This window comes from Undibacterium sp. KW1 (assembly GCF_009937955.1).
Lineage (GTDB): Bacteria > Pseudomonadota > Gammaproteobacteria > Burkholderiales > Burkholderiaceae_D > Undibacterium.
Genome location: NZ_AP018439.1, coordinates 2,132,022 through 2,155,272 on the forward strand (window position 1 = coordinate 2,132,022; position 23,251 = coordinate 2,155,272).

General features: G+C 51.1%; 21 protein-coding genes, 2 tRNA genes and 1 rRNA gene. 21 read left to right on the plus strand and 3 right to left on the minus strand.

Going from position 1 to position 23,251, the window contains the following annotated elements:
• Positions 1-215 precede the first annotated feature (215 nt).
• Both rrf and UNDKW_RS09465 read left to right on the plus strand, forming a co-directional pair.
• Positions 216-328 (plus strand): 5S ribosomal RNA (rrf, locus tag UNDKW_RS09460).
• A gap of 442 nt (positions 329-770) precedes the next feature.
• Positions 771-950, plus strand: coding sequence for a hypothetical protein (locus UNDKW_RS09465; protein ID WP_197893130.1), 180 nt, complete (start codon positions 771-773; stop codon positions 948-950).
• Between the two features lie 91 nt (positions 951-1,041).
• Here the strand turns inward: UNDKW_RS09465 and paaX are convergent, their stop codons facing one another.
• Entirely contained in the window at positions 1,042-1,962 is a 921-nt protein-coding gene (gene paaX, locus UNDKW_RS09470) for a phenylacetic acid degradation operon negative regulatory protein PaaX (RefSeq protein WP_162058491.1), read from the minus strand.
• Between the two features lie 197 nt (positions 1,963-2,159).
• On the opposite strand from paaX, the gene paaA reads away from it, so the two are divergent.
• The 15 genes from paaA to UNDKW_RS09545 all read left to right on the plus strand — a co-directional run bounded on the left by paaA (position 2,160) and on the right by UNDKW_RS09545 (position 18,113).
• Complete coding sequence (paaA, locus tag UNDKW_RS09475; protein WP_162058492.1) at positions 2,160-3,149, plus strand: 1,2-phenylacetyl-CoA epoxidase subunit PaaA; 990 nt, start codon at positions 2,160-2,162, stop codon at positions 3,147-3,149.
• Between the two features lie 30 nt (positions 3,150-3,179).
• A complete protein-coding gene (gene paaB, locus UNDKW_RS09480; protein WP_110252930.1) occupies positions 3,180-3,464 on the plus strand; it encodes a 1,2-phenylacetyl-CoA epoxidase subunit PaaB in 285 nt (94 codons plus the stop codon).
• A 47-nt stretch (positions 3,465-3,511) separates the two neighbouring features.
• Complete coding sequence (gene paaC / locus UNDKW_RS09485) at positions 3,512-4,291, plus strand: 1,2-phenylacetyl-CoA epoxidase subunit PaaC (RefSeq protein ID WP_162058493.1); 780 nt, start codon at positions 3,512-3,514, stop codon at positions 4,289-4,291.
• On the plus strand, positions 4,285-4,815 hold the full coding sequence (paaD, locus tag UNDKW_RS09490; protein ID WP_232063321.1) for a 1,2-phenylacetyl-CoA epoxidase subunit PaaD: 531 nt from the start codon (positions 4,285-4,287) through the stop codon (positions 4,813-4,815). The genes paaC and paaD overlap by 7 nt, the downstream gene beginning before the upstream one ends.
• A 42-nt stretch (positions 4,816-4,857) precedes the next feature.
• Complete coding sequence (paaE, locus tag UNDKW_RS09495; protein ID WP_162058494.1) at positions 4,858-5,934, plus strand: 1,2-phenylacetyl-CoA epoxidase subunit PaaE; 1,077 nt, start codon at positions 4,858-4,860, stop codon at positions 5,932-5,934.
• Entirely contained in the window at positions 5,935-6,738 is an 804-nt protein-coding gene (gene paaG / locus UNDKW_RS09500; RefSeq protein WP_162058495.1) for a 2-(1,2-epoxy-1,2-dihydrophenyl)acetyl-CoA isomerase PaaG, read from the plus strand. It abuts the gene before it with no gap.
• A 27-nt stretch (positions 6,739-6,765) separates the two neighbouring features.
• Positions 6,766-7,248 carry a hydroxyphenylacetyl-CoA thioesterase PaaI gene (paaI, locus tag UNDKW_RS09505; protein WP_162058496.1) on the plus strand — a complete coding sequence of 161 codons (483 nt, stop codon included), beginning with the start codon at positions 6,766-6,768 and terminating at the stop codon, positions 7,246-7,248.
• Between the two features lie 58 nt (positions 7,249-7,306).
• A complete protein-coding gene (paaK, locus tag UNDKW_RS09510) occupies positions 7,307-8,635 on the plus strand; it encodes a phenylacetate--CoA ligase PaaK (protein WP_162058497.1) in 1,329 nt (442 codons plus the stop codon).
• 37 nt (positions 8,636-8,672) lie between these two features.
• Positions 8,673-9,875, plus strand: coding sequence for a 3-oxoadipyl-CoA thiolase (gene pcaF, locus UNDKW_RS09515; RefSeq protein WP_162058498.1), 1,203 nt, complete (start codon positions 8,673-8,675; stop codon positions 9,873-9,875).
• Positions 9,876-9,890: 15 nt separating this feature from the next.
• Positions 9,891-10,490 (plus strand): phenylacetic acid degradation protein PaaY, encoded by a 600-nt coding sequence (locus UNDKW_RS09520; RefSeq protein WP_162058499.1) that lies wholly within the window; start codon positions 9,891-9,893, stop codon positions 10,488-10,490.
• Between the two features lie 49 nt (positions 10,491-10,539).
• Positions 10,540-12,597: a phenylacetic acid degradation bifunctional protein PaaZ gene (gene paaZ / locus UNDKW_RS09525; RefSeq protein WP_162058500.1), complete on the plus strand. Its 2,058-nt coding sequence runs from the start codon at positions 10,540-10,542 to the stop codon at positions 12,595-12,597.
• Positions 12,598-12,831: 234 nt separating this feature from the next.
• A complete protein-coding gene (locus UNDKW_RS09530) occupies positions 12,832-15,657 on the plus strand; it encodes an ATP-binding protein (RefSeq protein WP_162058501.1) in 2,826 nt (941 codons plus the stop codon).
• A gap of 193 nt (positions 15,658-15,850) precedes the next feature.
• Positions 15,851-17,728, plus strand: a complete 1,878-nt coding sequence (locus tag UNDKW_RS09535; RefSeq protein WP_162058502.1) for a potassium transporter Kup — start codon at positions 15,851-15,853, stop codon at positions 17,726-17,728.
• Between the two features lie 57 nt (positions 17,729-17,785).
• Positions 17,786-17,862, plus strand: a tRNA-Arg gene (locus tag UNDKW_RS09540).
• A gap of 174 nt (positions 17,863-18,036) precedes the next feature.
• A tRNA-Arg gene (locus UNDKW_RS09545) sits at positions 18,037-18,113 on the plus strand.
• 114 nt (positions 18,114-18,227) lie between these two features.
• Here the strand turns inward: UNDKW_RS09545 and UNDKW_RS09550 are convergent.
• Positions 18,228-18,626, minus strand: coding sequence for a thioredoxin family protein (locus UNDKW_RS09550; RefSeq protein ID WP_232063322.1), 399 nt, complete (start codon positions 18,624-18,626; stop codon positions 18,228-18,230).
• Between the two features lie 123 nt (positions 18,627-18,749).
• Here UNDKW_RS09550 and tsaB point away from each other — a divergent pair, with 123 nt between their 5' ends.
• From tsaB to UNDKW_RS09570, 4 genes are read left to right on the plus strand one after another with little or no spacing between them, the layout of a single operon-like run.
• Entirely contained in the window at positions 18,750-19,460 is a 711-nt protein-coding gene (tsaB, locus tag UNDKW_RS09555; protein WP_162058504.1) for a tRNA (adenosine(37)-N6)-threonylcarbamoyltransferase complex dimerization subunit type 1 TsaB, read from the plus strand.
• An 11-nt stretch (positions 19,461-19,471) separates the two neighbouring features.
• A complete protein-coding gene (gene rimI / locus UNDKW_RS09560) occupies positions 19,472-19,936 on the plus strand; it encodes a ribosomal protein S18-alanine N-acetyltransferase (RefSeq protein WP_162058505.1) in 465 nt (154 codons plus the stop codon).
• On the plus strand, positions 19,936-20,859 hold the full coding sequence (locus tag UNDKW_RS09565) for a uracil-DNA glycosylase family protein (RefSeq protein ID WP_162058506.1): 924 nt from the start codon (positions 19,936-19,938) through the stop codon (positions 20,857-20,859). Before rimI ends, UNDKW_RS09565 begins: the two co-directional genes overlap by 1 nt.
• A gap of 5 nt (positions 20,860-20,864) precedes the next feature.
• A complete protein-coding gene (locus UNDKW_RS09570) occupies positions 20,865-21,854 on the plus strand; it encodes a DUF1853 family protein (RefSeq protein WP_162058507.1) in 990 nt (329 codons plus the stop codon).
• A 15-nt stretch (positions 21,855-21,869) separates the two neighbouring features.
• On the opposite strand, the gene lplT is transcribed toward UNDKW_RS09570, so the two are convergent.
• Positions 21,870-23,132: a lysophospholipid transporter LplT gene (gene lplT, locus UNDKW_RS09575; RefSeq protein ID WP_162058508.1), complete on the minus strand. Its 1,263-nt coding sequence runs from the start codon at positions 23,130-23,132 to the stop codon at positions 21,870-21,872.
• Between the last annotated feature and the right edge of the window lie 119 nt (positions 23,133-23,251).

The following is a 23,251-nucleotide window of genomic DNA, read 5'->3' on the forward strand; positions in this document are numbered from 1 at the left end:
AGTATTGTGAAGTGTTTGCGAAATGTGCTAGCTGTGGAAACAGCAGGCAAGTTCGACAGCAGTCACAACCACTACCTCAAGCGATGGTCTCGCTTGGGGTAACAAAACAAATTTGATTAGTGCGAATAAGATCGCACACTCTACTTAACTTCTTCTGAATTGGATTTGTTGCCAGCTACAAAACAACGTAGCGATCAACGAATCAACAAGTTATGCCTGATGACCATAGCTAATCGGTACCACCCCTTCCCATCCCGAACAGGACCGTGAAACGATTACGCGCCAATGATAGTGCTGCAACCAGTGTGAAAGTAGGTTATCGTCAGGCTTTTATTCCGCATACCCCCACACAAGCTATTGTGTGGGGGTTTTGCTTTTGCGCGAACGGAAATGCATCGGGCCGTAGCAAACAAAAACTACGTCAAGACCTCTCAACACAGAGGCACGGAGACACAGAGGGGCACTGAGAAAGGCAAGAATAGAGAGAAATTTCTGCTTTTACTCTGGGGCTCAGGTTCTCTATTTCCCCATTGCTGAAACGTTCTCTTCCTCACCGCACGTCCCGTCAACCAACGACGCTGGGCTCCAGCCTGCGCTGGAGCGACGAATTTGAGGCTGGCTCTCTTGCAACCTGGGCGACTCACTACCTGCATCGACAGTATTGTCGGCAAATTTGCTGTTCAAGTCTTTGCGTTAGATGCGTGTATCGAGGTTCTCATGATTGTTTTAACTGAAGGGACGCGATCAGATTTTGGGCGGCAAATGCGCCGGTGAACACGCTTGGTCTGCACCGCATCATGTTTGCTGTCGATGGAATTGATACTGTCGTTGCCCGCATGCGTGAACACGCGGCAGAGCTGATTGGCGAAATGCAGTATGAGAATACGTATAACCTGGCTTATATCCGGGTAGCTGAGGGCATAAGTTGCGCTTGCCGAGCAACTGCCTAAGACGTGACTATAAGCGGGTACTTCAACGCGCGCGTGCTTTTAATACTAAGCAACTAAGCAAGCCAAAATGATATAAACCAAATTTATGGCTTTAAAAAAGCCCGCCAAACCTTTCCTGTAAACTCAAACCGCCATCTTGTCGATGTTCAGGATCAAGTGCCTGGCTCAATAAATTTTCTGCTGGCCGGAAACAGGCCCGGTAAAGATCACGGCATAACCGGTATGCCTCATCACCTAGCCAACCCTCAGGTCGCAAGCTGCTTGGTAAGTTGGGATCGTGCAGTTGGGTGCGACGGAAGCTATGTATCAACAGACTGCGAATAACAAAGGCCGCGTGCTCAGGCAAATTTTGTCCTTGCACTAGTTTTTTCAGAGGCGAGAATGCTTCAATAAAATTCTTGTAGGCGATATTCACTTCATCGAGTTGCCAATGGCTGGCGATCAGTGATGGTAGCGGGCGGGCATTGGGCAAGTTTAAATCACTGGTGCGGCAAACCGTACATAATCCCGCGAAGCCATTTCGTCCCAACACATTTTGCAGGGCTGCAGTATCTGCCTGGGGATGGGCAAATACACCGGCATTGATCATGCGAAAACCTTCCCACAGCAATTCTTTTTTCAGGCTGGCTTTATTGCCGGTGGAGGTATCGTCGCCACTCATGATGACCAGGGTCCAGTAGTGATCCCATTTGCCCGTTTGTGGCACATACACGCGCTTGTAGGCATGCTGGAACCTGGCATAGCTTGCGGTTGCCAGTTGATAAGTGCTGCGCCGGCCATCCCGTCTGGCTTCCAGCCAGCCTTCTTCGGCCAGTCTGAACACGCTGGTGCGTACTAATCTGTCATTAATGCCAAAATGACTCATTAATGAGATTAAACTACCTAGCCATATCGTACCGCCATGCGGGGCAATGGCATCGCCAAAGACCGTCATCACCAGGGATTTTGCCCTTGGTGGATTATTGGTAAGTTGCTGGTCTATCCAGGTTTGGATGGCAGTGCTGGTCTGCATGCGGCTGTGTAAGTGATGGTATGTAAGTATTGGTTGTTGTCCAGATTTTACCTATGGTGTAGCTGATGAGGGGTAAATCCCTCAAAAAATTAAAATGATACAAAAAAACTTAAACATTAATAAAAACTGTATCATATAATTGTTTGACGCAGATCAATCTTCCATGTTCGCATCCTCAGGATGCCAAGGAGTGTTTCATGTATGCACAATTAGTCGAGACCGGCTTGAGCAAGCTCAAAACTGCAGAAGAGTTGAGCGATGCCGAGCGTGCTTTCCAGGAGCGCATCGATGCCGGTATCCGTATTGAAGCCAAAGACTGGATGCCGGATGCCTATAGAAAAACATTGATACGACAAATCTCCCAGCATGCGCATTCCGAAATAGTTGGTCAACTGCCAGAAGGCAACTGGGTTACCCGCGCTCCCACCTTAAAACGCAAAGCCATCTTGCTGGCAAAAATCCAGGATGAGGCAGGGCATGGTCTGTATCTTTACAGCGCTGCCGAAACTCTGGGTGTGTCACGCGATGAGCTGCTGGCCGACCTGCATTCCGGTAAAGCCAAGTATTCTAGCATCTTCAATTACCCGACCCTGAGTTGGGCTGATATGGGTGCGATAGGATGGCTGGTTGATGGCTCAGCCATCATCAACCAGATACCTTTGTGCCGCTGTTCTTACGGTCCATATTCACGTGCCATGATACGCGTCTGCAAGGAAGAATCCTTCCATGCGCGCCAGGGTTACGACATCATGATGACCTTGTGCCGTGGCACAGCAGAACAAAAAGCCATGGCGCAAGATGCATTGAATCGCTACTGGTGGCCAGCTCTGATGATGTTTGGCCCGTCTGATGCAGCATCGGTGAATAGCGCTCAATCTGCGCAATGGCGTATCAAGCTTTTTTCCAATGATGAACTGCGTCAGCGCATGGTAGACCAGACTGTGCCGCAGATTGAATACCTGGGCCTGGAACTGCCTGATCCTGCCATCAAATGGAATGAAGAACGTGGCCATTATGATTTTGGTGAAATTAACTGGGAAGAGTTTTACCAGGTCTTGAAAGGCAATGGGCCCTGCAACCGCGAACGTCTGCGTACCCGTGTCAAGGCCTATGACGACGGCGCGTGGTTCCGTGATGCCTTGCAGGCCCATGCCGACAAGCAGCAACAACACAAAAAGAGCGCATAAAAAAATATATAAGAGAGCAGGAGACAGATCATGAGCAAAGAATGGCCCTTGTGGGAAGTATTTATCCGCAGCCAGCATGGCTTGGCGCATAAACATGTGGGAAGCCTGCATGCTCCGGATGCCGAAATGGCGATCAACCACGCGCGTGATGTCTACACACGTCGCAATGAAGGCGTCAGCATCTGGGTGGCACGTGCTGGTGATATTTTTGCCAGCAGCCCTGGCGATAAAGAAGCTTTGTTTGAGCCATCAAACAGCAAGGTATATCGTCATCCGACCTTCTTTCCCATGCCGGATGAAGTCAAGAATCTGTAATTGAACTCTGTCTATACATCATAGCTAAATAATTCTGGAGAATTGAGATGTCAGAGAACGAGTTCAATCATAAGCTCAATGACAAGTTCAACCACGTTTTGCGTCTGGCAGATAATGCCATGATACTCAGCCAGCGCCTGTCGCAATGGTGCGGCAAGGGCCCTGCGCTGGAAGAGGACATGGCATTGACCAATGTAGCGCTGGATTTAATGGGCCAGGCCAGGCTCTGGTATGCCTATGCTGCAGAGCTGGAAGGCAAGGGCCGCACAGAAGATGATTTGGCGTTCTTGCGGGATGCCCACGACTTTCATAATCTCTTGTTGCTCGAACAGCCTAACGGTAATTATGCCGATACCCTGATGCGGCAATTCCTGTTTGATACCTGGCATTACCATTATCTGCAAGCACTGAAGCAATCCACGGATCAGCAGATTGCCGCCATCGCAGAAAAATCACTGAAAGAAGTCACTTACCATTTACGCCGCAGCAGCGATCTGGTGGTACGTCTGGGTGATGGTACTGAATTGAGTCAGAAAATGATGCAGACCGCTCTAGAAGAATTGTGGCGCTTCACTGGCGAAATGTTTATGGATGATGAGATAGACGTCGCCATGCATGAGGCAGGCATAGCTCCATTGCATTCCGATCTGAGAGCCGCCTGGGATACCTATCTGGCCGATGTAATGCATGCGGCCACCTTGCGCCTGCCAGACGCTAATAGCTGGATGCAAAAGGGTGGCAAGCAAGGTGTGCATACTGAACACATGGGTTACCTGCTGGCAGAAATGCAGTTTCTGCAGCGTGCCTATCCGGGGGCGCAATGGTAGTTTCTGCCATGGACTATGGGGAAAATCCATCTGCAAGCACAGGGCAGATATGGCAATGGCTGGGAGAGGTCAGGGACCCGGAAATCCCGGTCATTTCGGTGACGGACCTGGGCATTATCCGTGCAGTGGAATGGCTGGGGGGCGAGTGTGTCATCACGATTACCCCCACTTATTCTGGCTGCCCGGCCATGGATGTGATTGCCGAAGAAATAGCTGAGACTTTGCAGGCACATGGCATCAAACCGCCCAGAATTGTTTATCAATTGTCGCCCGCCTGGAGTACCGACTGGATGACAGAAGCTGGCAAGCAAAAGCTCAGCGGCTATGGCATCGCACCGCCACAGCAACAGGTAGTGGATATCTCCTCCATACAACGTTATCGCGAAGTACAGCCCGCCATCGCTTGCCCGCAATGTGGTTCTGTCGATACCCAACTGGTCAGCCAGTTTGGATCAACTGCTTGCAAGGCGCTGTATAAATGCAAGGCTTGCCTGGAACCTTTTGATTATTTCAAACCGCACTGAGCGAATAATAAAAATAAAAAGCATAAAAGGAGACGACAATTCATGAGCAAATTTTACCCACTGACAGTCAGCCAGATACGACCAGAAACCCGTGATGCTGTAGTCTTGAGCTTTGCCGTGCCAGCCGATTTGCAGACGCAGTTTACCTATCGCGAAGGACAGCACCTGACCTTGCGCGCCAAGATCGCAGGAGAAGATGTGCGGCGCTCGTACTCTATTTGTTCTGCTGTGCAGGATGGGCAATTGCGGGTTGCCATCAAGCGCGTGCTGGGTGGTGCATTTTCCAACTGGGTACATGACTGCGTGCGTACAGGTATGGAGATCGAAGTCATGCCCGCCATGGGGCATTTCAATTTGCCGCTGGCTGCGGAACATGAAAAGCATTATCTTGCATTTGCCGCAGGTAGTGGCATCACGCCTTTGCTGTCCATCATCAAGACTACGCTGCAGACAGAACCGCACAGCAAATTTACTCTGGTGTATGGCAATCGGGCATCATCGACAGTCATGTTCAAGGAAGAATTGGCAGCGCTGAAAGACAGCTATCTGCAGCGCTTGAACCTGATTTACATCATGAGCCGCGAGCAGCAGGACATAGACTTGTTTAATGGCCGCATCACTGCTGAAAAATGCCTGAACTTGTTTGACCGATGGATAAGTGTAGACGACATGGATGCCGCCTTTATCTGCGGGCCGGAAGAAATGATGCATGCCGTCAGCGCAGCCCTGCAGCAGCGTGGCATGGCGAAAGAGCAGATCAAGGTCGAGTTGTTTGCCGCCAGCATACCGGCGCACCGGCATGTCGCCAGCGCCAAGCCTTTGCCAGGTAAATCATCCTGTGCCGTGACGATTATCATGGATGGTCATCACACGCATTTTGACATGGAAAAAGACAAGGAATCTGTACTGGATGCCGCCCTGAAGCTGGGGCATGATATGCGTTATTCCTGCAAGGGCGGTGTGTGTTCTACCTGTCGCTCCAAAGTCGTGGAAGGCAAGGTCGATATGGACAGGAATTACGCCCTGGAAGATTATGAAGTAGCACGCGGATTTGTGCTGACCTGCCAGAGTTTCCCGGTCAGCGATACCCTGACCCTGGATTTTGATAGCGAGAATTGAATGGACTATTCCCACATCCTGTTTTACATCGGCGAAGGCATAGCCCACCTGACCCTGAACCGTCCTGAAAAACTCAATAGTTTCAACGTTGCCATGCATCTGGAAATTCAGGATGCTCTAGAAAAATTGCGGGCTGATGCTTCGGTGCGCGTCCTGGTATTGACCGGTGCCGGGCGCGGCTTTTGTGCGGGCCAGGATTTATCTGATCGTGCCGTAAAGGGAGACAATGCGGTCGACGCTGCGCCACCTGACCTAGGTGAGTCAGTAGAAAAATATTATGCGCCGCTGGTACTTGCCTTGCGCGCGTTGCCCATCCCGGTTATTTGCGCAGTGAATGGCGTAGCAGCCGGTGCTGGTGCCAACCTGCCGCTGGCTTGCGACATCGTATTGGCGGCGCGTTCTGCCAGTTTTGTTGAAGTCTTTTGCAAACTGGGTCTGATACCAGATACTGGCGGCACATACTTCTTGCCACGCGCCCTGGGCACAGCCAGAGCCATGGGCGCAGCCATGTTGGGCGGCAAAATCAGTGCCGAACAGGCAGAGCAATGGGGCCTGATCTGGAAGTGTGTGGATGATGATCAGTTGCAGGCTGAAGCCATGGCTATGGCCAAGCATTTTGCATCAGCCCCCACCAAGGGGCTGGCCTTCACAAAGCAGGCAATCTATGCCAGCCCGCAGCATACTTTGGAGCAGCAATTGACTCTGGAGACCAATATGATGCGTGAACTGGGACAAAGTCAGGACTATCGTGAAGGTGTTGCTGCGTTTGTAGAGAAGCGCACCCCCCAGTTTGTTGGCAAGTAAGTTTGATCTACCCAAGGAAAAGCATAGATGAGCACAGAGACCATGCAATTTGCCAAAGACAGCCAGCACATGGCAGAACTCACTGCCGCCGCCATGTTCGCTAGCGATGCCGCAACGCGCGGTCTGGATATGCAGATAGTGCATGTAGCTGAAGGGACAGCATCACTCAGCATGATGATCAGGCCCGACATGCTGAACGGGCACAAGACTTGTCACGGTGGGTATTTGTTTACCCTGGCCGACAGTGCATTTGCCTTTGCCTGCAACAGCCGGAATCAGGTAACTGTTGCGGCCGGATGCAGCATAGAATTTCTGTCACCAGGGCGCGAGGGTGATGTCATCACCGCGACGGCGACAGAACAATCATTGACTGGCCGCACCGGCATCTACGATGCGCGCCTGACGAATCAGCATGGCCAATTGATCGCGCTGTTCCGTGGCAAGTCGCATAAGCTGAATGCGGAAGTCGTACCAGGTCTGGTATTAGAGGAAAACGCAATTCCAAATTGAGCTTTGTTTAGCCATCATACATAAAACCACGATCAAACTAAGTGCGCAGGAGACAAACATGGCAGACAACACAGACAGAAAAATAGCTACGGGTCTGGACGCAATAGAAACGGCCAGTAAAGATGAACTTCAGGCTTTGCAATTGCAGCGACTGAAATGGACCTTGCAACACGTGTATGACAACGTCCCGCATTACCGCACCAGTTTTGATGCAGCGGGCGTACATCCAGATGATTTGAAAAACCTGGCTGACCTGGCGAAGTTTCCTTTCACTGGCAAGAAGGATTTACGCGACAACTATCCTTTTGGTATGTTTGCCGTACCGCGTGAAAAAGTGGTCAGGGTGCATGCATCCAGTGGCACCACAGGCAAACCAACGGTGGTTGGTTACACGCAAAAAGATATTGATCACTGGGCGGACCTGGTGGCGCGCTCTATCCGTGCTGCTGGTGGCCGTGCTGGTGATATCGTGCAAGTCTCCTACGGTTATGGTCTGTTCACTGGTGGTCTGGGTGCGCATTATGGTGCAGAGCGACTGGGGTGTACAGTCATCCCCATGTCTGGCGGGCAGACGGAAAAACAGGTGCAACTGATACAGGATTTTCAGCCATCCATCATCATGGTCACACCTTCCTATATGCTCAATATCATAGAAGAAATGACGCGCCAGGGCATCGACGCTGCCAACACCTCCTTGCGTATCGGCATCTTTGGCGCGGAACCGTGGACCGATGCCATGCGCAGTGAAATCGAAACACGGGCAGGTATTGATGCCGTTGATATCTACGGCTTGTCAGAAGTCATGGGGCCAGGCGTTGCCAGTGAATGCATAGAAAGCAAAGATGGTCCGGTGATATGGGAAGACCATTTTTACCCGGAGATTATCAATCCTGAAACGGGAGAAGTTTTGCCCGATGGTGAAGAGGGTGAACTGGTATTTACCTCTCTGAGCAAGGAAGCTTTTCCCGTCATACGTTACCGCACCCGTGACCTTACGCGTCTGCTTCCACCGACTTCAAGATCCATGCGTCGCATGGGCAAGATCACTGGTCGCTCTGATGACATGCTTATTATCCGTGGCGTGAATTTATTCCCTACACAAGTAGAAGAACTGATACTCAGACATCCACAACTGGCACCGCAATATCAACTCGTAGTGACGCGTGAAGGTCATATGGACAAGCTTGATATCGTAGCTGAACTGCGGCCTGAAGTATCAGGCACTTTGTCAGAGCACGATGTGAAGCAATTGCACCAGCAGCTAGAGCATCATATCAAGACCTTTATCGGTGTCAGTTGCCATGTCAGCATACTGCCCGCCAATAGCATAGAACGCACCATGGTCGGCAAGGCCAGGCGTGTAGTTGACAATCGCAAGAAGGCTTGAGCATTCAAAGCAAATAAAATAAAAGGAAGACAAAAATATGGAAGCATGGATATGTGACGCTGTCAGAACCCCATTCGCCCGTTACGGCGGTGCCATGGCCAGCATACGTACCGATGACCTGGCAGCCTTGCCGATCAAGGCATTGATGGAACGCAATGCTGGCGTAGACTGGAAAATGGTAGATGACGTGTATTACGGTTGCGCCAACCAGGCCGGTGAGGATAACCGCAATGTAGGTCGCATGGCCGCACTGCTGGCAGGTTTACCCGTCGATGTACCAGCCAATACCATCAACCGTTTATGTGGCTCCAGCCTGGATGCGATAGGCATAGGCGGGCGTGCCATTAAATCTGGAGAAGCATCACTGATTATTGCTGGCGGTGTAGAAAGCATGACGCGCGCACCCTTTGTCATGGCCAAGGCCGACAGCGCTTTTTCACGTGCAGCAAAAATAGAAGATACGACGATAGGTTGGCGTTTTGTGAATGCCTTGATGAAGGCAAAATACGGCATAGATTCCATGCCCGAAACCGCAGAAAATGTTGCCGAACAATTTGGCATCAATCGCGTTGACCAAGATGCCTTTGCTCTGCGCAGCCAGCAACGCTGGGCGGTAGCCCACGCTGCCGGTTTTTTTGCCGGGGAAATCATCCCCGTCAGCATCCCGCAAAAAAAGGGCGAGGCCATTTTGTTCACAACCGATGAACACCCACGTCCGGATACAGATATCGCCATGCTGGCCCGCCTTAAAGGCGTGGTCAAACCAGATGGCACAGTCACTGCTGGCAATGCATCTGGCGTCAATGACGGTGCTTGCGCTTTATTGCTGGCGTCAGATGCTGCAGTAAAACAGCATGGCCTGACACCACGTGCACGTATCGTCGGTATGGCGACAGCGGGCCTGGCACCACGCATCATGGGTTTTGGCCCATCACCGGCAACACGTAAATTGCTGGCGCAGACTGGTTTGAATCTGGCGCAGATGGATGTCATCGAACTTAATGAAGCCTTTGCAGCACAAGGACTCGCAGTAACACGTGATCTCGGCCTGGCTGATGATGCTGCACATGTGAATCCGAATGGCGGTGCGATAGCGATAGGTCATCCACTAGGTGCATCCGGCGCGCGTCTGGTAACGACAGCACTGAACCAGTTGGAGCGTATCAATGGCCGCTATGCCCTGTGCACGATGTGCATAGGCGTAGGGCAGGGCATTGCACTCATCATCGAACGTGCCTGAAGCCAAGGAAGCGGCATGACTATATATGCAATCGATGGCCTGATACCGGTGGTGCATCCCAGCGCCTACGTGCACCCCAGCGCCACGCTGATAGGCGATGTGATCGTTGGACCTGGCTGTTATATAGGACCCTCTGCCAGCCTGCGTGGGGACTTTGGCCGTATCGTTCTGGAAGAAGGTGCGAATGTGCAGGATACCTGTGTCATACATGGCTTCCCTGACAGCGACACAGTGGTAGAGCAGGATGGGCATATTGGCCATGGCGCAGTATTGCATGGTTGCCGCATAGGTAAAAATGCCATGGTGGGCATGAATGCTGTGGTCATGGATAAGGCAGTCGTTGGTGAATCATCCATCGTCGCTGCCATGTCCTTTGTCAAAGCTGGTATGGATGTACCGCCACGCAGCCTGGTCATGGGTGCACCAGCACGCATTGCGCGTGTTTTGCGCGATGAAGAAATTGCATGGAAGACCGAAGGCACGGCGCAATATCATGCACTGACCAGACGCTCACTCGCCAGCATGCAGGAAGTGGAAGCGTTGACTGCAGTCGAAGAAAATCGCCCACGCATTGCGCTGGCGGCAGGCTTGCCAACATATAGTACCAAGACCTGATGGCACCAAGTCCTGATCCTGAATATCTGATTATTTAAGAGAGTAATCCATGAAAATTTTGCAAAGCTGGATAGCAGGTGTATGGACAGGTGCAGAGCCGCAACAAGTCCTGCATAGCGCCATTGATGGCAGTGCGATTTACGCCAGCCATGCCGATGCCCTGGACTTTGGCGCAGCGCTGACTTATGCAAGGCAGACTGGCCTGAAAAACTTGCTGGCGCTGGACTTCCAGCAACGTGCAGCCATCTTGCGCACCCTGGCCAAATACCTGACTGAACACAAGGAAGAGCTATACGTAATTTCATCCCACACCGGGGCAACGCGTAGTGATAGCTGGATAGATATAGAAGGTGGCGCAGGTACCGTCTTTGCCTACGCCAGCATAGGCACGAATGAATTCCCGTCCGGGAATGTGGTGCACGAAGGCCCGGCCATGCCACTGGGCAAACAGGGGCATTTTTCTGGTACGCATATCCTGGTGCCGCGTCAGGGTGTCGCAGTGCATATCAATGCCTTCAATTTTCCAATCTGGGGTTTGCTGGAAAAATTTGCGCCCTGTTTTTTGGCAGGTATGCCTTGCATAGTCAAACCGGCGACAGCGACCTCGTATCTGACCGAGGCACTGGTCCGGCAAATTCATGCCAGTGGCTTGCTGCCGGAGGGCAGCCTGCAACTGATCATCGGTTCCACCGGAAACCTGCTCGATCTGCTGGAAGAAACCGATGTCGTCACCTTCACCGGTTCTGCTGCCACGGCAGCACAATTGAAGGTACATCCAAATATCGTGCGCCGTTCCATCCCCTTCAATGCCGAAGCCGATTCACTGAATTGCGCAATACTCGGGCTGGATGTGATGGCTGGTGACGAGGAGCTGGATCTGTACGTCAAAGAAGTTGTGCGTGAAATGACAGCCAAGGCCGGGCAAAAATGCACGGCCATACGCAGGGCCATGGTGCCTGCTGCACAACTGGATGTGGTGGCAGAAAAAATACGCGCCAGGCTGGAAAAAACCGTCGTTGGCGACCCACGTCTTGATGGTGTGCGCATGGGGCCGCTAGCCAGTCGCGCCCAGCAGCATGATGTACTCGCCAGCATTGAGCAGCTGGCAGCGGGCAATCAAATCATCTGCGGTGGCACAGTGCCTGTGCAAATGCAGGGTGAAGGGCTGGAGCAGGGCGCTTTTGTCTCACCGACCCTGATCGTCTGCCGCCGGCCTATGGAAAATTCAGCAGTACACGAGATAGAAGCCTTCGGCCCAGTGACGACCCTGATGCCTTATCAGGACATGCGGGAAGCCCTGACGCTGGCAGCAAAAGGCAACGGCAGCCTGGTAGCTACCCTGGTCACCAAAGACCCGCATATCTCCGCCATGGCGATACCGCATATGGCGGCACGACATGGGCGCCTGATGATCTTGAATGCAGAGTCAGCGCCAGAATCAACCGGCCATGGATCCCCCTTGCCGCAATTGAAGCACGGTGGTCCCGGCCGTGCCGGGGGAGGTGAGGAATTGGGGGGCAGCCGCGCTGTCAAACATTATCTGCAAAGAGCTGCCGTGCAGGGTTCGCCCACCATGCTGGCAGCAGTGACGGCAGAGCATGTACGTGGTGCGGTTGTACTGGAATCTGATGTCCATCCTTTCCGCCGCTATTTTGAAGACCTGCAGATTGGCATGTCCCTACTGACACACAGGCGCACTGTCAGTGAAGCCGATATCGTTGCCTTTGGTGGATTATCGGGCGATTTTTTTTACATGCATTTTGATGAGATCGCTGCCAAAGAAAGCCCTTTTGGCAAACGGATTGCTCATGGTTATTTTGTGCTCTCGGCAGCTGCCGGTTTATTTGTATCTCCGGCACCTGGCCCTGTCCTGGCCAACTATGGCCTCGATACCCTGCGTTTCATCAAACCGGTAGGCATAGGCGACACCATCCGTGCACGCCTGACTTGCAAGCGCAAGATAGACAGGCAAAAGAAAGATGCCAAAGGTGTGGGGCAGGGAGTGGTGGCCTGGGATGTGGAAGTGACGAATCAGGATAATGAACTGGTGGCGTCTTATGATATTTTGACCTTGGTGGCCAAAAAGTCAGACGCCGTAGTCGCATAGATAAAATTTGGTTAAATTTTAATAAATTATCTTTAAGCTAATGAGCGGGCTGGTATTTCAATGAGAAATTCATTTGAAATACCAGCCTGTGTTACTTTTCAGTGTAAGGTTTTGTCAATATTCTTCAAATACGCTCTTCTGGCTTCGGGATTATCTTCAAATTCTTGCCCGATCTGATACTATTTCTTCAATATTCAATCCGTTAAAATCATCCAACCTCTTTAATTTCACCCGATGGACATTTTCGTTACCAATGACGAAGTAGAGCAGTGGGAACGCGAATTGCCAGGTTTGCGGGGGATGGAATTATTGGATCTGCAGTTAAAGCTTGCCTGGCATTTGCGCCAGCGTGACACTCTCAGGGCACTTAAGCTGGCCCAGGCCACAGAAAATCTCACTGGCGAATTGTTTCCTTCTGATGATAGTGATGCAGGCAGCCCTGCACGGCTCATACGCGCCCGCTTGCTACTGATCCGGGCTGAAGCTGCATGGCTGTTTGGCGAGTTTGATCAGGCGGCGCAGTTGTCTGTGCAATCTCTGGAACTGTCAACTGGCAATAGCTCTGACCTGGCTGCGTGCTGCACTGCAGATGCACATTTTTTGCTTGCGAGTGTTAATTTGCAAAAAGGCGAGGTGCCAGTCGTTGAATCAGAAATTGGCCTGGCAGTTCAGTTTGCTCTTGTGGCAAAAGACAAGATGCGCGAAACCGCCGCTGAATACCTGCTGGCAAATCAACTGGTGTTGCGCAACTTGCCTCTGGCGCTTGAACGTTGGGGAGAAAACCGCAATCCTGAAAACCAGAGTGACGATCTGTTCTTGCGCAGTTATATCAATGAATTTTTAATGTATACCTACTCCCTCACCAGTGATTTTGGTGCATCCGCAGGGCGTGGCATACAGGTATTTGAATTCGCCAGAAATTATGGGCAAAAGCGCCGCATGATCACTGCTGCCAGCAATATAGGTGATGCCTTTAACAGCATGAGTGATCATCAGTCGGCCTTGCACTGGATACAGGATGGACTCGATCTGGCCAGAGCAGCCGGATGGCCCAACAGCATAGCCAGTTGCCTGGTACAGATGTCAGAGACCCTGCGCAGACTTGGGCGCCTGGATGCTGCCAAGCAGATGCTTGAAAATGCCTTGCCCATACTTGCCAAAGTGGTTGGGGCACGTGCCCATTTACTGGCCTTGCGTTATCTCGGTGATTTGTCACTGGACATGGGGGACTATGCAACTGCGCTGACCAGTTTTCATGAATTGATTTCCTGGGCGGATAAAAAGAATCATCTGGATTTTCGCATAGGTTCACGCCGTGGTTATGCCAATGCCTTATCCATGCAAGGACAAGCCAAGGCGGCATTGGCTGTCGCGCTTGAAGCATTGACGCTGGCGCGCCAGAGTACTGATGGCTACCGGCATATTGAAGTCCTGCGTGTGCTCGCCGCTTTATACACGCGTCATAGCTTGCCCGAACCTGCACAAATGCAAGCTGCCAGCGCCTCCTTGCATTATCTGCGCATGGCACTTGACCTCGCTGACAATATCAGCGGATTTACCATACCCCCAGACCTGTATGAAGAAATTGCCCATGCCTATGCGGCTGCCGACAATTTTCGCCAGGCCTATGAATTTGGGCAACTGGCACTCATTGCCCGCGAAAAAAGTAACAAACTTGCTTCTGCAAACCGGCTCAATGCCATGCAACTGAGCCAGCAGACTGAGCGCATGAAGGCTGAGAGTGGACATCTGCGCCAACTGGCTGCAGCAGAAGCGCAACGTGCCAAAGTCTTGCAACAAACCAGCATCGTATTGGAAAAATTGGGAACCATAGGGCAGGAAATTACTGCCAGCCTGGATGCTGCGGCAGTCTTTGAAGCCTTGAATCGCCACGTGCACGACTTGCTGCATGTGACTGCCTTTGTCATCTATCTCATGGATGATGACCTGCAAAGCATGACCTCAGCCTTTGGTGTGGAAAATGGTATGCCTATAGAGCCAGATACCGTTTATATGTCCAGCCCGGTGTCCAACTCTGTGCGCTGCGTCAAAGAGCGCCGTGAAGTTGCCATAGAGCTGGCTGCCGAAGATGAATTGCCAGGTCTGATACCAGGTACTGAAATGGTGCACAGCATGCTGTTTGCGCCGCTGATCATCGGCGACAGGATACTGGGTGCGATGACCATACAATCTTCACGCCAGCATGTGTATGGCGACAGGGAGCGAATGATCTTTCGCTCGTTATGCGCGTATGGTGCTATTGCCCTTGGTAATGCTGATGCCTATATGCGTCTGCAAAAAACCCAGGAGCATTTGCTGGCGCAGGAAAAACTGGCTGCCCTGGGCTCGCTGGTTGCCGGTGTTGCGCATGAACTCAATACCCCCATAGGCAATTGCCTGCTGGTCGCCAGCACCTTGCAGGATGGTAGCCGCTACCTGAGCAGCAAGCTGGCAGGACAAAGCTTGCGACGCTCAGACTTGAATAATTTTTGTGAAGAAGTCAAAACCTCGTCAGAAATATTGATGCGTGGCCTGAGCAGTGCTGCGACCCTGGTCAGCAGCTTCAAACAGGTGGCGGTCGACCGCACTTCTGAACACAGGCGCAGCTTTGATCTGCGCCAGGTCTTGCATGACATTATCGCCACCCTGAATATACGCATTACCCAGACCGGTCACAGCATACAAGTCAATGTGCCATACAACATCCACATGGACAGCTATCCAGGCTCTCTGGGCCAGGTGATCAGCAACCTCGTGGAGAATTCTATCTTGCACGCCTTTGATAAAAGGCAGGCGGGCCGCATGGAAATCAATGTCAGCACGGTAGATGGGGAGCGCGTCCTGATCGTCTTTAGCGATGATGGCGAAGGCATACCCGAAGAAAACCAGAAACGAATTTTTGACCCGTTCTTTACCACCAAACTGGGGCAGGGAGGCAGTGGCCTTGGCCTCAACATTTGTTACAACATTACCACTTCGATTTTGCACGGGCAACTCAGCGTTAAAAGCAGTCTTGGGGCTGGAACCAGTTTTTATCTCGATTTACCTCTGGTCGTATGAGTTTTATTTGAGTTTTATCAGGATTTGTGAAATAACAATAATTGTAGAAAACAGTATGCACAAAGTCAGGTTTTCAGAAAAAATCGACGCTTGAATTTGATCCTTGTCAAGCATCCTTTTTTTGTTGCACTTACTTGAAAATCTGAACGAATTCACCTATTGTGCAATGCACCAATAATAACAAGGTACACAATTGGCTAATCAACACACAAAAAGCAGCCTTGCAGGCTTGACCCTGGCTGCTGTCGGCATCGTCTATGGCGATATAGGTACTAGTCCTCTTTACACGATGAAAGAGGTGTTTTCAAAAGAACATGGTCTCCCCCTGAATGAGGCGAATATTTTCGGCGTGGTTTCGCTTATCGTCTGGGGCCTGCTGGTCATTGTCGCCATTAAATATGTAACGCTCATACTCAGGGCAGATAACCGTGGTGAAGGCGGTATTATGGCCTTGACTGCTTTGGCTCTGGAGTCAGTGGGTAAATCGTCAAAATGGCATTTTACGTTGCTTGTTTTGGGACTGTTTGGTGCCGCACTATTTTATGGGGACGGCGTCATTACTCCTGCCATATCGGTGCTTTCTGCAATAGAGGGATTGGAAGTTGCAACCCCCGCTTTCACACCCTATGTGGTACCCATCACTTTGGTCGTCTTGCTGCTGTTGTATTCTGTGCAATACAAGGGCACTGCTGGCATAGGCAAGTGGTTCGGCCCCATTATGGTGATCTGGTTCATCGTGCTTGCCGGTATGGGTTTGTATAATATCGCCAAGATGCCCGGAATACTCTGGGCCTTAAATCCTGCACATGCATTTCATTTTCTGACAGAATATAAATGGCTGGCTTTCCTGGCTTTGGGTGCAGTCGTGTTGGCATTTACCGGTGCAGAAGCCTTGTACGCAGACATGGGCCATTTTGGTAGCAAGCCCATACGTGCAGCCTGGTTCATGATTGTATTTCCATCCCTGGGTTTGAATTACCTTGGCCAGGGGGCATTGTTGCTTGGCACTCCTGAAGCCGTCAGCAATCCTTTTTACCAGCAACTGGGTGCATGGAGTGTATATCCGCTGGTGATTTTATCGACGATAGCGACAGTGATCGCGTCGCAGGCAACAATTTCTGGCACCTTCTCTATGACCAAGCAGGCAATTTCGCTGGGTATTATGCCGCGCATGGAGATTGTTCATACATCATCAAAAGAAATAGGCCAGATATATATTCCTGCGGTTAACTGGTTGCAGCTGGCAGTTGTGGTTGCTGCAGTGATTGGTTTTGGTTCGTCTTCCAGTTTGGCGTCGGCCTACGGTATTGCCGTCACTGGTACGATGCTGGTCACTTCGCTCCTGACTTTCTTCGTGATTCGTTATGGTTGGAAATATAACCCCTTCCTTTGTTTCGCGGCGACAGGCTTTTTCCTGTTCATTGACGTAGCACTTTTCTCTGCCAATGCCTTGAAGTTCTTCCATGGTGGTTGGTTCCCTGTTGTCTTGGGTATAGTAATGTTCACCCTGATGATGACCTGGAAGCGTGGCCGCGAATTGGTATTCGACAATTTGAAAAAGCATGCGATTCCATTGGAAGACTTCCTCGAATCCCTGTTTGTTTCTCCTCCAGTGCGTGTCGCAGGTACTGCAATCTTCCTGCGTGGCGAGGCCGATGGTGTGCCGCATGCGTTATTGCACAATCTTTCGCATAACAAGATATTGCATGAACGTGTGATTTTCCTGACCCTGCATAATCGTGAAATTCCCTGGGTGCCTTTCTCGGAAAGGATCAAGGTCAGTGACCTGGGAAATGCCTGTCATCAGATTGACGTCTATTATGGCTTCAAGAATGAGCCGGATATCCCGGGTGCCCTGGCGCTGTGCGCGCCCTATGGCCTGACTTTCGAGCCTTTGGAAACCTCTTACTTCATTTCACGTCAGACCATCATCTCCAGCCCGGGTAGTGGCATGGCTGCATGGCGTGAGAGTGTATTTGTGGCCATGTCCCGTATTGCCCGTGATGCTGCTGATTTTTATCAGATACCAAGTAACAGGGTGATTGAAGTGGGTTCACAGGTGGAAATCTAAAAACTTGGCACAGGCACTTATCAAACCGAAATGCCTGTGCTATACTCTCGGTCTTTCGCGGCTGTAGCTCAGCTGGATAGAGTACTTGGCTACGAACCAAGGGGTCGTGGGTTCGATTCCTGCCAGCCGCACCAGATTCAAGGGACTAGATGCAAATCTAGTCCCTTTTGTCTTTTTTACCCCCAATTTTAATGCGCAGACTGAAGTTTCCGGCTTGTATTGGACGGGAATATCTTTTAGCTAAGAAAAAATAATCTGGCTTTGGGGGCTTTCCATTTTGCATCAGTCCGGCTATAATCTTGTTTTTCGCGGCTGTAGCTCAGCTGGATAGAGTACTTGGCTACGAACCAAGGGGTCGTGGGTTCGATTCCTGCCAGCCGCACCAGATTCAAGGGACTAGATGCAAATCTAGTCCCTTTTGTCTTTCTGGCGATAGAGTTCAAAGGGGTGGTATCTGCAGCCTTGCTGCAGACCATTGATGGTTTCAGGGGCAAGACGCTTAGCTTGCGAGTATCAGTTCCCGTATGTTCCAGCCATCGGGTGCTGCCTGGTTCAGGGCGCTGCGTTTGACTTGCGGGTCTGGCGTTTCTTCTGTCATGGAGAGAATCAGGCGCTGCAACTGGGCTGCATCCGGCAGCACAGTGCCAAGGAAAATCACCTGGTCGCGGTGCTGTATAAGGATGGTGGGGAAGTTCTCTATATCTATTTCATCCACCAGATGGGCCTGATCTTCGATATCTATCCAGGCAAAGCATTTATCGGGATGCTTGCTCATCAGTTCGTCAAAAGACGCCCTGTAAAAATTGCAGGTATCGCACCAGGCGGCGCACAGGCAGGCGATTAACCAGTCTTTATTTGCCAGGTCAGCCTTTATTGCGGAAATATCTTCTGTATTCATGATGGTATTCATCACGTAATTTTAAACCAAGTGATGAGCTGAGGCGCAATTAAGGTATGACCAGGGTATAAGCTTTGGCAAACAGCCAGTCTTGAAACAGGTGGAACACGGTAAAATACGCGTATGACCAGAATTTTAGCAATTGAAACCTCTACCGAGCTCGCCACCGCAGCCATCTTGACTGATGGTGGCATATTTGTCCGCGAACTCAGCGGTGTCCAGACACATTCCCAGGGCATTTTGCCTGCCATACAGGAGCTTCTCACAGAAGCAGGCCTGCGTTTGCAGGATTGTGATGCCATCGCTTTTGGCTGTGGGCCCGGTGCTTTTACCGGCATACGTACGGCTTGCGGCATCGTGCAGGGCCTGGCCTATGGTGCTGACCTGCCAGTCATGCCGGTGGTGAGTTTGCTGGCCATGGCTGAAGCAGCGCGTGAACAGGTAGCCGCAACTGAGTTCGTCTGTATACTCGACGCGCGTATGAACGAAGTGTACTGGGCGCAGTACCGTTTTGACGATGCGGCAGGATGGACGGAAATAAGCGCACCTGCATTGTCAGCTTTAGATGTCGCGTTGGCTGGCATCACGCTGGGAAGTCCACAACTGGCATTGGGAAATGGCCTGGTTTTGCCTGAATCTGCACTGGCCCAGTATGCCAGTCTGCCATGCATGCCGCACGCAAGACAAGTTGGCATATTGGGGCAATTGGATTTTGTCGCTGGCCGTAGTCTGCCAGCAGATCAGGCGCAGCCCCTGTACCTGCGCAATAAAATCGCCCTGACTACCGCAGAGCGTGAGCAAGTCAAACTCCAGGCAGCCAAGGTGCCAGTGTAATGGAGTTGGCAATGGATTTGAAATTGACTGCACCGCATTATGGCAAGCTGGGGTTTGCTGATGTTGACAGCATACTCAGCATAGAAGAGCGGGTGTATGCCCATCCCTGGACACGTGGCAATTTTACTGATTCCTTTTCCAGTGGCTATGAAGCTTTTGGCTTCAGGAATGCAGAGCTGGATTTGTTTGCCTATTTTGTGGTCATGCCCATACTGGATGAATTACACCTGCTGAATTTCGCGGTAGATTTGCCATACCAGGGCCAGGGCCATGCAAAATTACTGATGGAAAAATTATTTGCTTACGTCAAAGAGCATGCCTATGCCTCGATTTTGCTGGAAGTGAGGCGTAGTAATGCGCGTGCTATCAGTGTGTATGAAGGTGCCGGGTTTGCTGCAATAGGTGTCCGTAAAGGTTATTACCCTGCACATGATAATCAGCGTGAAGATGCAATAGTGATGCGGAGGATGTGTTGATGCAGACTTTTGACGCCTATAACAGACAAAGAGCTTTGCAAGAACTAGGCCTTGGGCCTTTGTGGTTATTACGAAATATTGAATCGCCAGCACCTGAGCCTGCCATGGAGGCTGAGTCTGAAGTCAGGCAGCATCCTGCGCCTGTCGTTGCGAAAGCTGCTGAGCCAGTAGTCACAGATGCAAAACCAGCAATAGATGCTGCCTGGCCAGAACCAGAAGTTGTGCAGCACAAACACCAGCCTGTAGCCGAGTCTTTAGCTCAGGCTTTTGAAAGCATGCCTGAACCAGATGAATGGATGCCGCAAGACCTGCCTACTGTTTTGTCTGCAGATAATGAACCTGTGGTCGCCACTTTATCCTGGGATGAATTGCAGCCCATGGTAGAAAGTTGCCGCTTATGCGGTTTATGCCAGGGCAGGAAAAAAGCCGTATTTGGCACCGGTGACAAACAGGCCAAATGGCTGTTTGTCGGTGAAGGGCCTGGTTACAACGAGAATTTGCAGGGATTGCCTTTTGTCGGTGCTGCCGGGCAATTGCTCGACAATATGCTCAAATCTTTGGGTGTGCCGCGCGGCGAGCAAAGCTATATCGCCAATATCGTCAAATGCCGTCCTACAGATGCGCAAGGCAAGGACAGGCCACCGACTGCTGATGAAATCGCAGCCTGCCTGCCTTATCTGCACAGACAGATCGCCATGATCAAACCGCAAATCATTGTGGCGCTGGGCAAGACTGCTGCCGTGTCCCTGTTGGGTATGGATCTTGAAACTCCTGTGGGTCAATTGCGTGGTAAGGTGCATCAATTCAATGGCATACCAGTGGTGGCAACTTATCATCCGGCCTATCTCTTGCGTAAACCTGCGGACAAGGCCAAGGCCTGGGCAGATTTATGTCTCGCTATTAAAGCACTGTCAGCAAATTGAGTCACATGGAGAGCGCACAGGCTGCATTTCACCGGCAATGGCAGCATCTCCACAATCCTCATGTGCGGGCACTGACATGGATGCTGACAGCGCCGGGTCTGCTGGATACCCATCATGTTTCCTGGGACGGTAAACTGGCAGGCGCAGTATTTTCTGATGCTCAAGTATTGCCACAATGGCTGACCGAGCTTGATCGTGATCCAAGCCCCGTGCTCGACTTGTTGCAGCGCCATCCTTCGCGCCGGCTTGGCCTGTATGCTGAGAGGCTCTATGAATTCTATTTGACTGCCCACTGCTTGCTGGTTGCGCACGGTTTGCAGGTGCATAACAAGGGCGCGAGTACGATAGGGGAGTTTGATTTTCTGTTGCAGGCCCAGGCTGGCCTGCAGCATCTGGAGTTGGCAACAAAATTTTACTTGTATCATGCCGATGCGGCAGTGGTACCAGATTTATATGATTATCTTGGTCCCAATCTGGCGGACAGCCTGGGCACCAAGCTGCATAAAATCATGGGGCAACAATTGGGATTATCCCGGCATCCGCTGGCACAGCAGGTCTTGCCAGGCCCAGTGCAAAGTGCGCAGGCGCTGATACTTGGCTGGTTGTTTTACCGCGACGAACAAGCGAACGATGACCTTATCGCCGGGCTGGCACAAAATCACTGCCGTGGAGCGATATGGACGCAAGCAGAAGTGCGGTCGCTGGATTTTGAACATGCCTTGTTACTGGACAGATTGGAGTGGCTGGCACCGGCACAGTCGGACAAGAATGCAGTGCAGGAGAAAGAAAGCATACTGAATAGCATGCAAACTTACTTTGCCACTTCTAGTGCGCCACTCATGCTCGCCTTGATGCAGGAAAACCACGGCCTGATGCAGGAGTATCGGCGGGGTATGGTGGTGCCGGATGACTGGTTTATGCAGGCCGACATGGTCAAGCTGAAGCGCACTCCTCATCACACTCAATCACATGCAATGTGCAGCGAGGGGCCGTAATCGCCCATCGCTTGATCAGTGCTTGTGCTCGCCTATCAATGCCAATGAATCATACTCGCGTTGATTGGCCATGTGTTTGCGTATGACGGCATAGATAGTGCTGGACACAAACAGGCCAAACAATACGATGATGACCATGATGTCCATGTTCATGGAGTTCAGTAAAGTATAGATAGCCAGCATAGTCAGAACTGACAAATTCTCATTAAAATTTTGTACGGCAATAGAGTGCCCGGCACTCATTAAGACGTGACCGCGGTGCTGCAACAAAGCATTCATGGGAACGACAAAGAAGCCAGCCAAGGCGCCAACCAGGATCAGTAGTGGGTAAGCAACCCAGATGTTGTGCACGAAAATCATGGTGATGACCACCAAGCCCATGGCCACACCTAAAGGCATGACGTTCAACGATTTTTTCAAAGGCACGAAACGGGCCGCAGCTACCGCTCCGAGAGCAACGCCAACAGCAACTACGCCTTGTAGAATGGCGGCCTGGTCCAGTTTCATATGCAGGGACTGTTTTGCCCATTCCAGTACGATGAATTGCAGAGTAGCTGCAGTACCCCATAGCAGAGTGGTAACACCCAGGGTAATTTGTCCCAGCCTGTCTTTCCACAAGATAGTCACACATTCGGCAAATTCAGTTATTAGCTTGGCAGGATTGCGTTGCTGATGTTTATAGCGAGCACCTGTATCCGGGATGCGTATATTGAATAAGGCTGCCGTTGCATAGCAAGCAGTGACCACGCACAAAGCAGCTTCAGAAGGCGTTGTTATATTAAAGTCGATGAGCGGAAAGTCAAAATTGAGTAGCACTGACGATACTCTGGAATTGACCAGAGCGCCGCCCAATACCGTGCCAAAAATGATGGACGAAACCGTCAAGCCTTCTATCCAGCCATTCGCCGCGACCAACTTTTCTGGAGGTAGCAATTCGGTGAGGATGCCATATTTAGCTGGTGAGTATGCTGCTGCACCGAAGCCAACAACAGCGTAGGCGATCAGGGGATGGATATTAAAAAACATCAGCGCACAGCCACCGACTTTGATCATATTGGTAATGAGCATGACCTTGCCCTTGGGCAGGGAATCAGCAAAGGCGCCGACAAAAGGTGCCAGCAAAACATAAGACAAAACAAAAAATAATTTTAACAATGGTGGCATCCAGTGGGGCGAACCTATGGATGTCAGCAATGCCATCGCGGCTATCAGTAAGGCATTGTCGGCCAGTGAAGAAAAAAACTGCGCCGCCATGATGGTGTAAAAACCGCTCTTCATGCTTTATTCATGCTCTATATCTACCTGCTACAAAATGTCACTGGCAGCTTTATACCATGAAAATTGTGCGGAATTAGTGAAATAAGGCAAGCTATTTGCTGAATACTGGTTAAAATGCC

Excerpts from the sequence above, each read along its gene's own strand:
- paaX (WP_162058491.1), bottom strand. The coding sequence starts at position 1,962 with ATGCAGACCAGCACTGCCATCCAAACCTGGATAGACCAGCAACTTACC.
- paaA (WP_162058492.1), top strand. The coding sequence starts at position 2,160 with ATGTATGCACAATTAGTCGAGACCGGCTTGAGCAAGCTCAAAACTGCA.
- paaB (WP_110252930.1), top strand. The coding sequence starts at position 3,180 with ATGAGCAAAGAATGGCCCTTGTGGGAAGTATTTATCCGCAGCCAGCAT.
- paaC (WP_162058493.1), top strand. The coding sequence starts at position 3,512 with ATGTCAGAGAACGAGTTCAATCATAAGCTCAATGACAAGTTCAACCAC.
- paaD (WP_232063321.1), top strand. The coding sequence starts at position 4,285 with ATGGTAGTTTCTGCCATGGACTATGGGGAAAATCCATCTGCAAGCACA.
- paaE (WP_162058494.1), top strand. The coding sequence starts at position 4,858 with ATGAGCAAATTTTACCCACTGACAGTCAGCCAGATACGACCAGAAACC.
- paaG (WP_162058495.1), top strand. The coding sequence starts at position 5,935 with ATGGACTATTCCCACATCCTGTTTTACATCGGCGAAGGCATAGCCCAC.
- paaI (WP_162058496.1), top strand. The coding sequence starts at position 6,766 with ATGAGCACAGAGACCATGCAATTTGCCAAAGACAGCCAGCACATGGCA.
- paaK (WP_162058497.1), top strand. The coding sequence starts at position 7,307 with ATGGCAGACAACACAGACAGAAAAATAGCTACGGGTCTGGACGCAATA.
- pcaF (WP_162058498.1), top strand. The coding sequence starts at position 8,673 with ATGGAAGCATGGATATGTGACGCTGTCAGAACCCCATTCGCCCGTTAC.
- UNDKW_RS09520 (WP_162058499.1), top strand. The coding sequence starts at position 9,891 with ATGACTATATATGCAATCGATGGCCTGATACCGGTGGTGCATCCCAGC.
- paaZ (WP_162058500.1), top strand. The coding sequence starts at position 10,540 with ATGAAAATTTTGCAAAGCTGGATAGCAGGTGTATGGACAGGTGCAGAG.
- UNDKW_RS09530 (WP_162058501.1), top strand. The coding sequence starts at position 12,832 with ATGGACATTTTCGTTACCAATGACGAAGTAGAGCAGTGGGAACGCGAA.
- UNDKW_RS09550 (WP_232063322.1), bottom strand. The coding sequence starts at position 18,626 with ATGAATACAGAAGATATTTCCGCAATAAAGGCTGACCTGGCAAATAAA.
- tsaB (WP_162058504.1), top strand. The coding sequence starts at position 18,750 with ATGACCAGAATTTTAGCAATTGAAACCTCTACCGAGCTCGCCACCGCA.
- rimI (WP_162058505.1), top strand. The coding sequence starts at position 19,472 with ATGGATTTGAAATTGACTGCACCGCATTATGGCAAGCTGGGGTTTGCT.
- UNDKW_RS09565 (WP_162058506.1), top strand. The coding sequence starts at position 19,936 with ATGCAGACTTTTGACGCCTATAACAGACAAAGAGCTTTGCAAGAACTA.
- UNDKW_RS09570 (WP_162058507.1), top strand. The coding sequence starts at position 20,865 with ATGGAGAGCGCACAGGCTGCATTTCACCGGCAATGGCAGCATCTCCAC.
- lplT (WP_162058508.1), bottom strand. The coding sequence starts at position 23,132 with ATGAAGAGCGGTTTTTACACCATCATGGCGGCGCAGTTTTTTTCTTCA.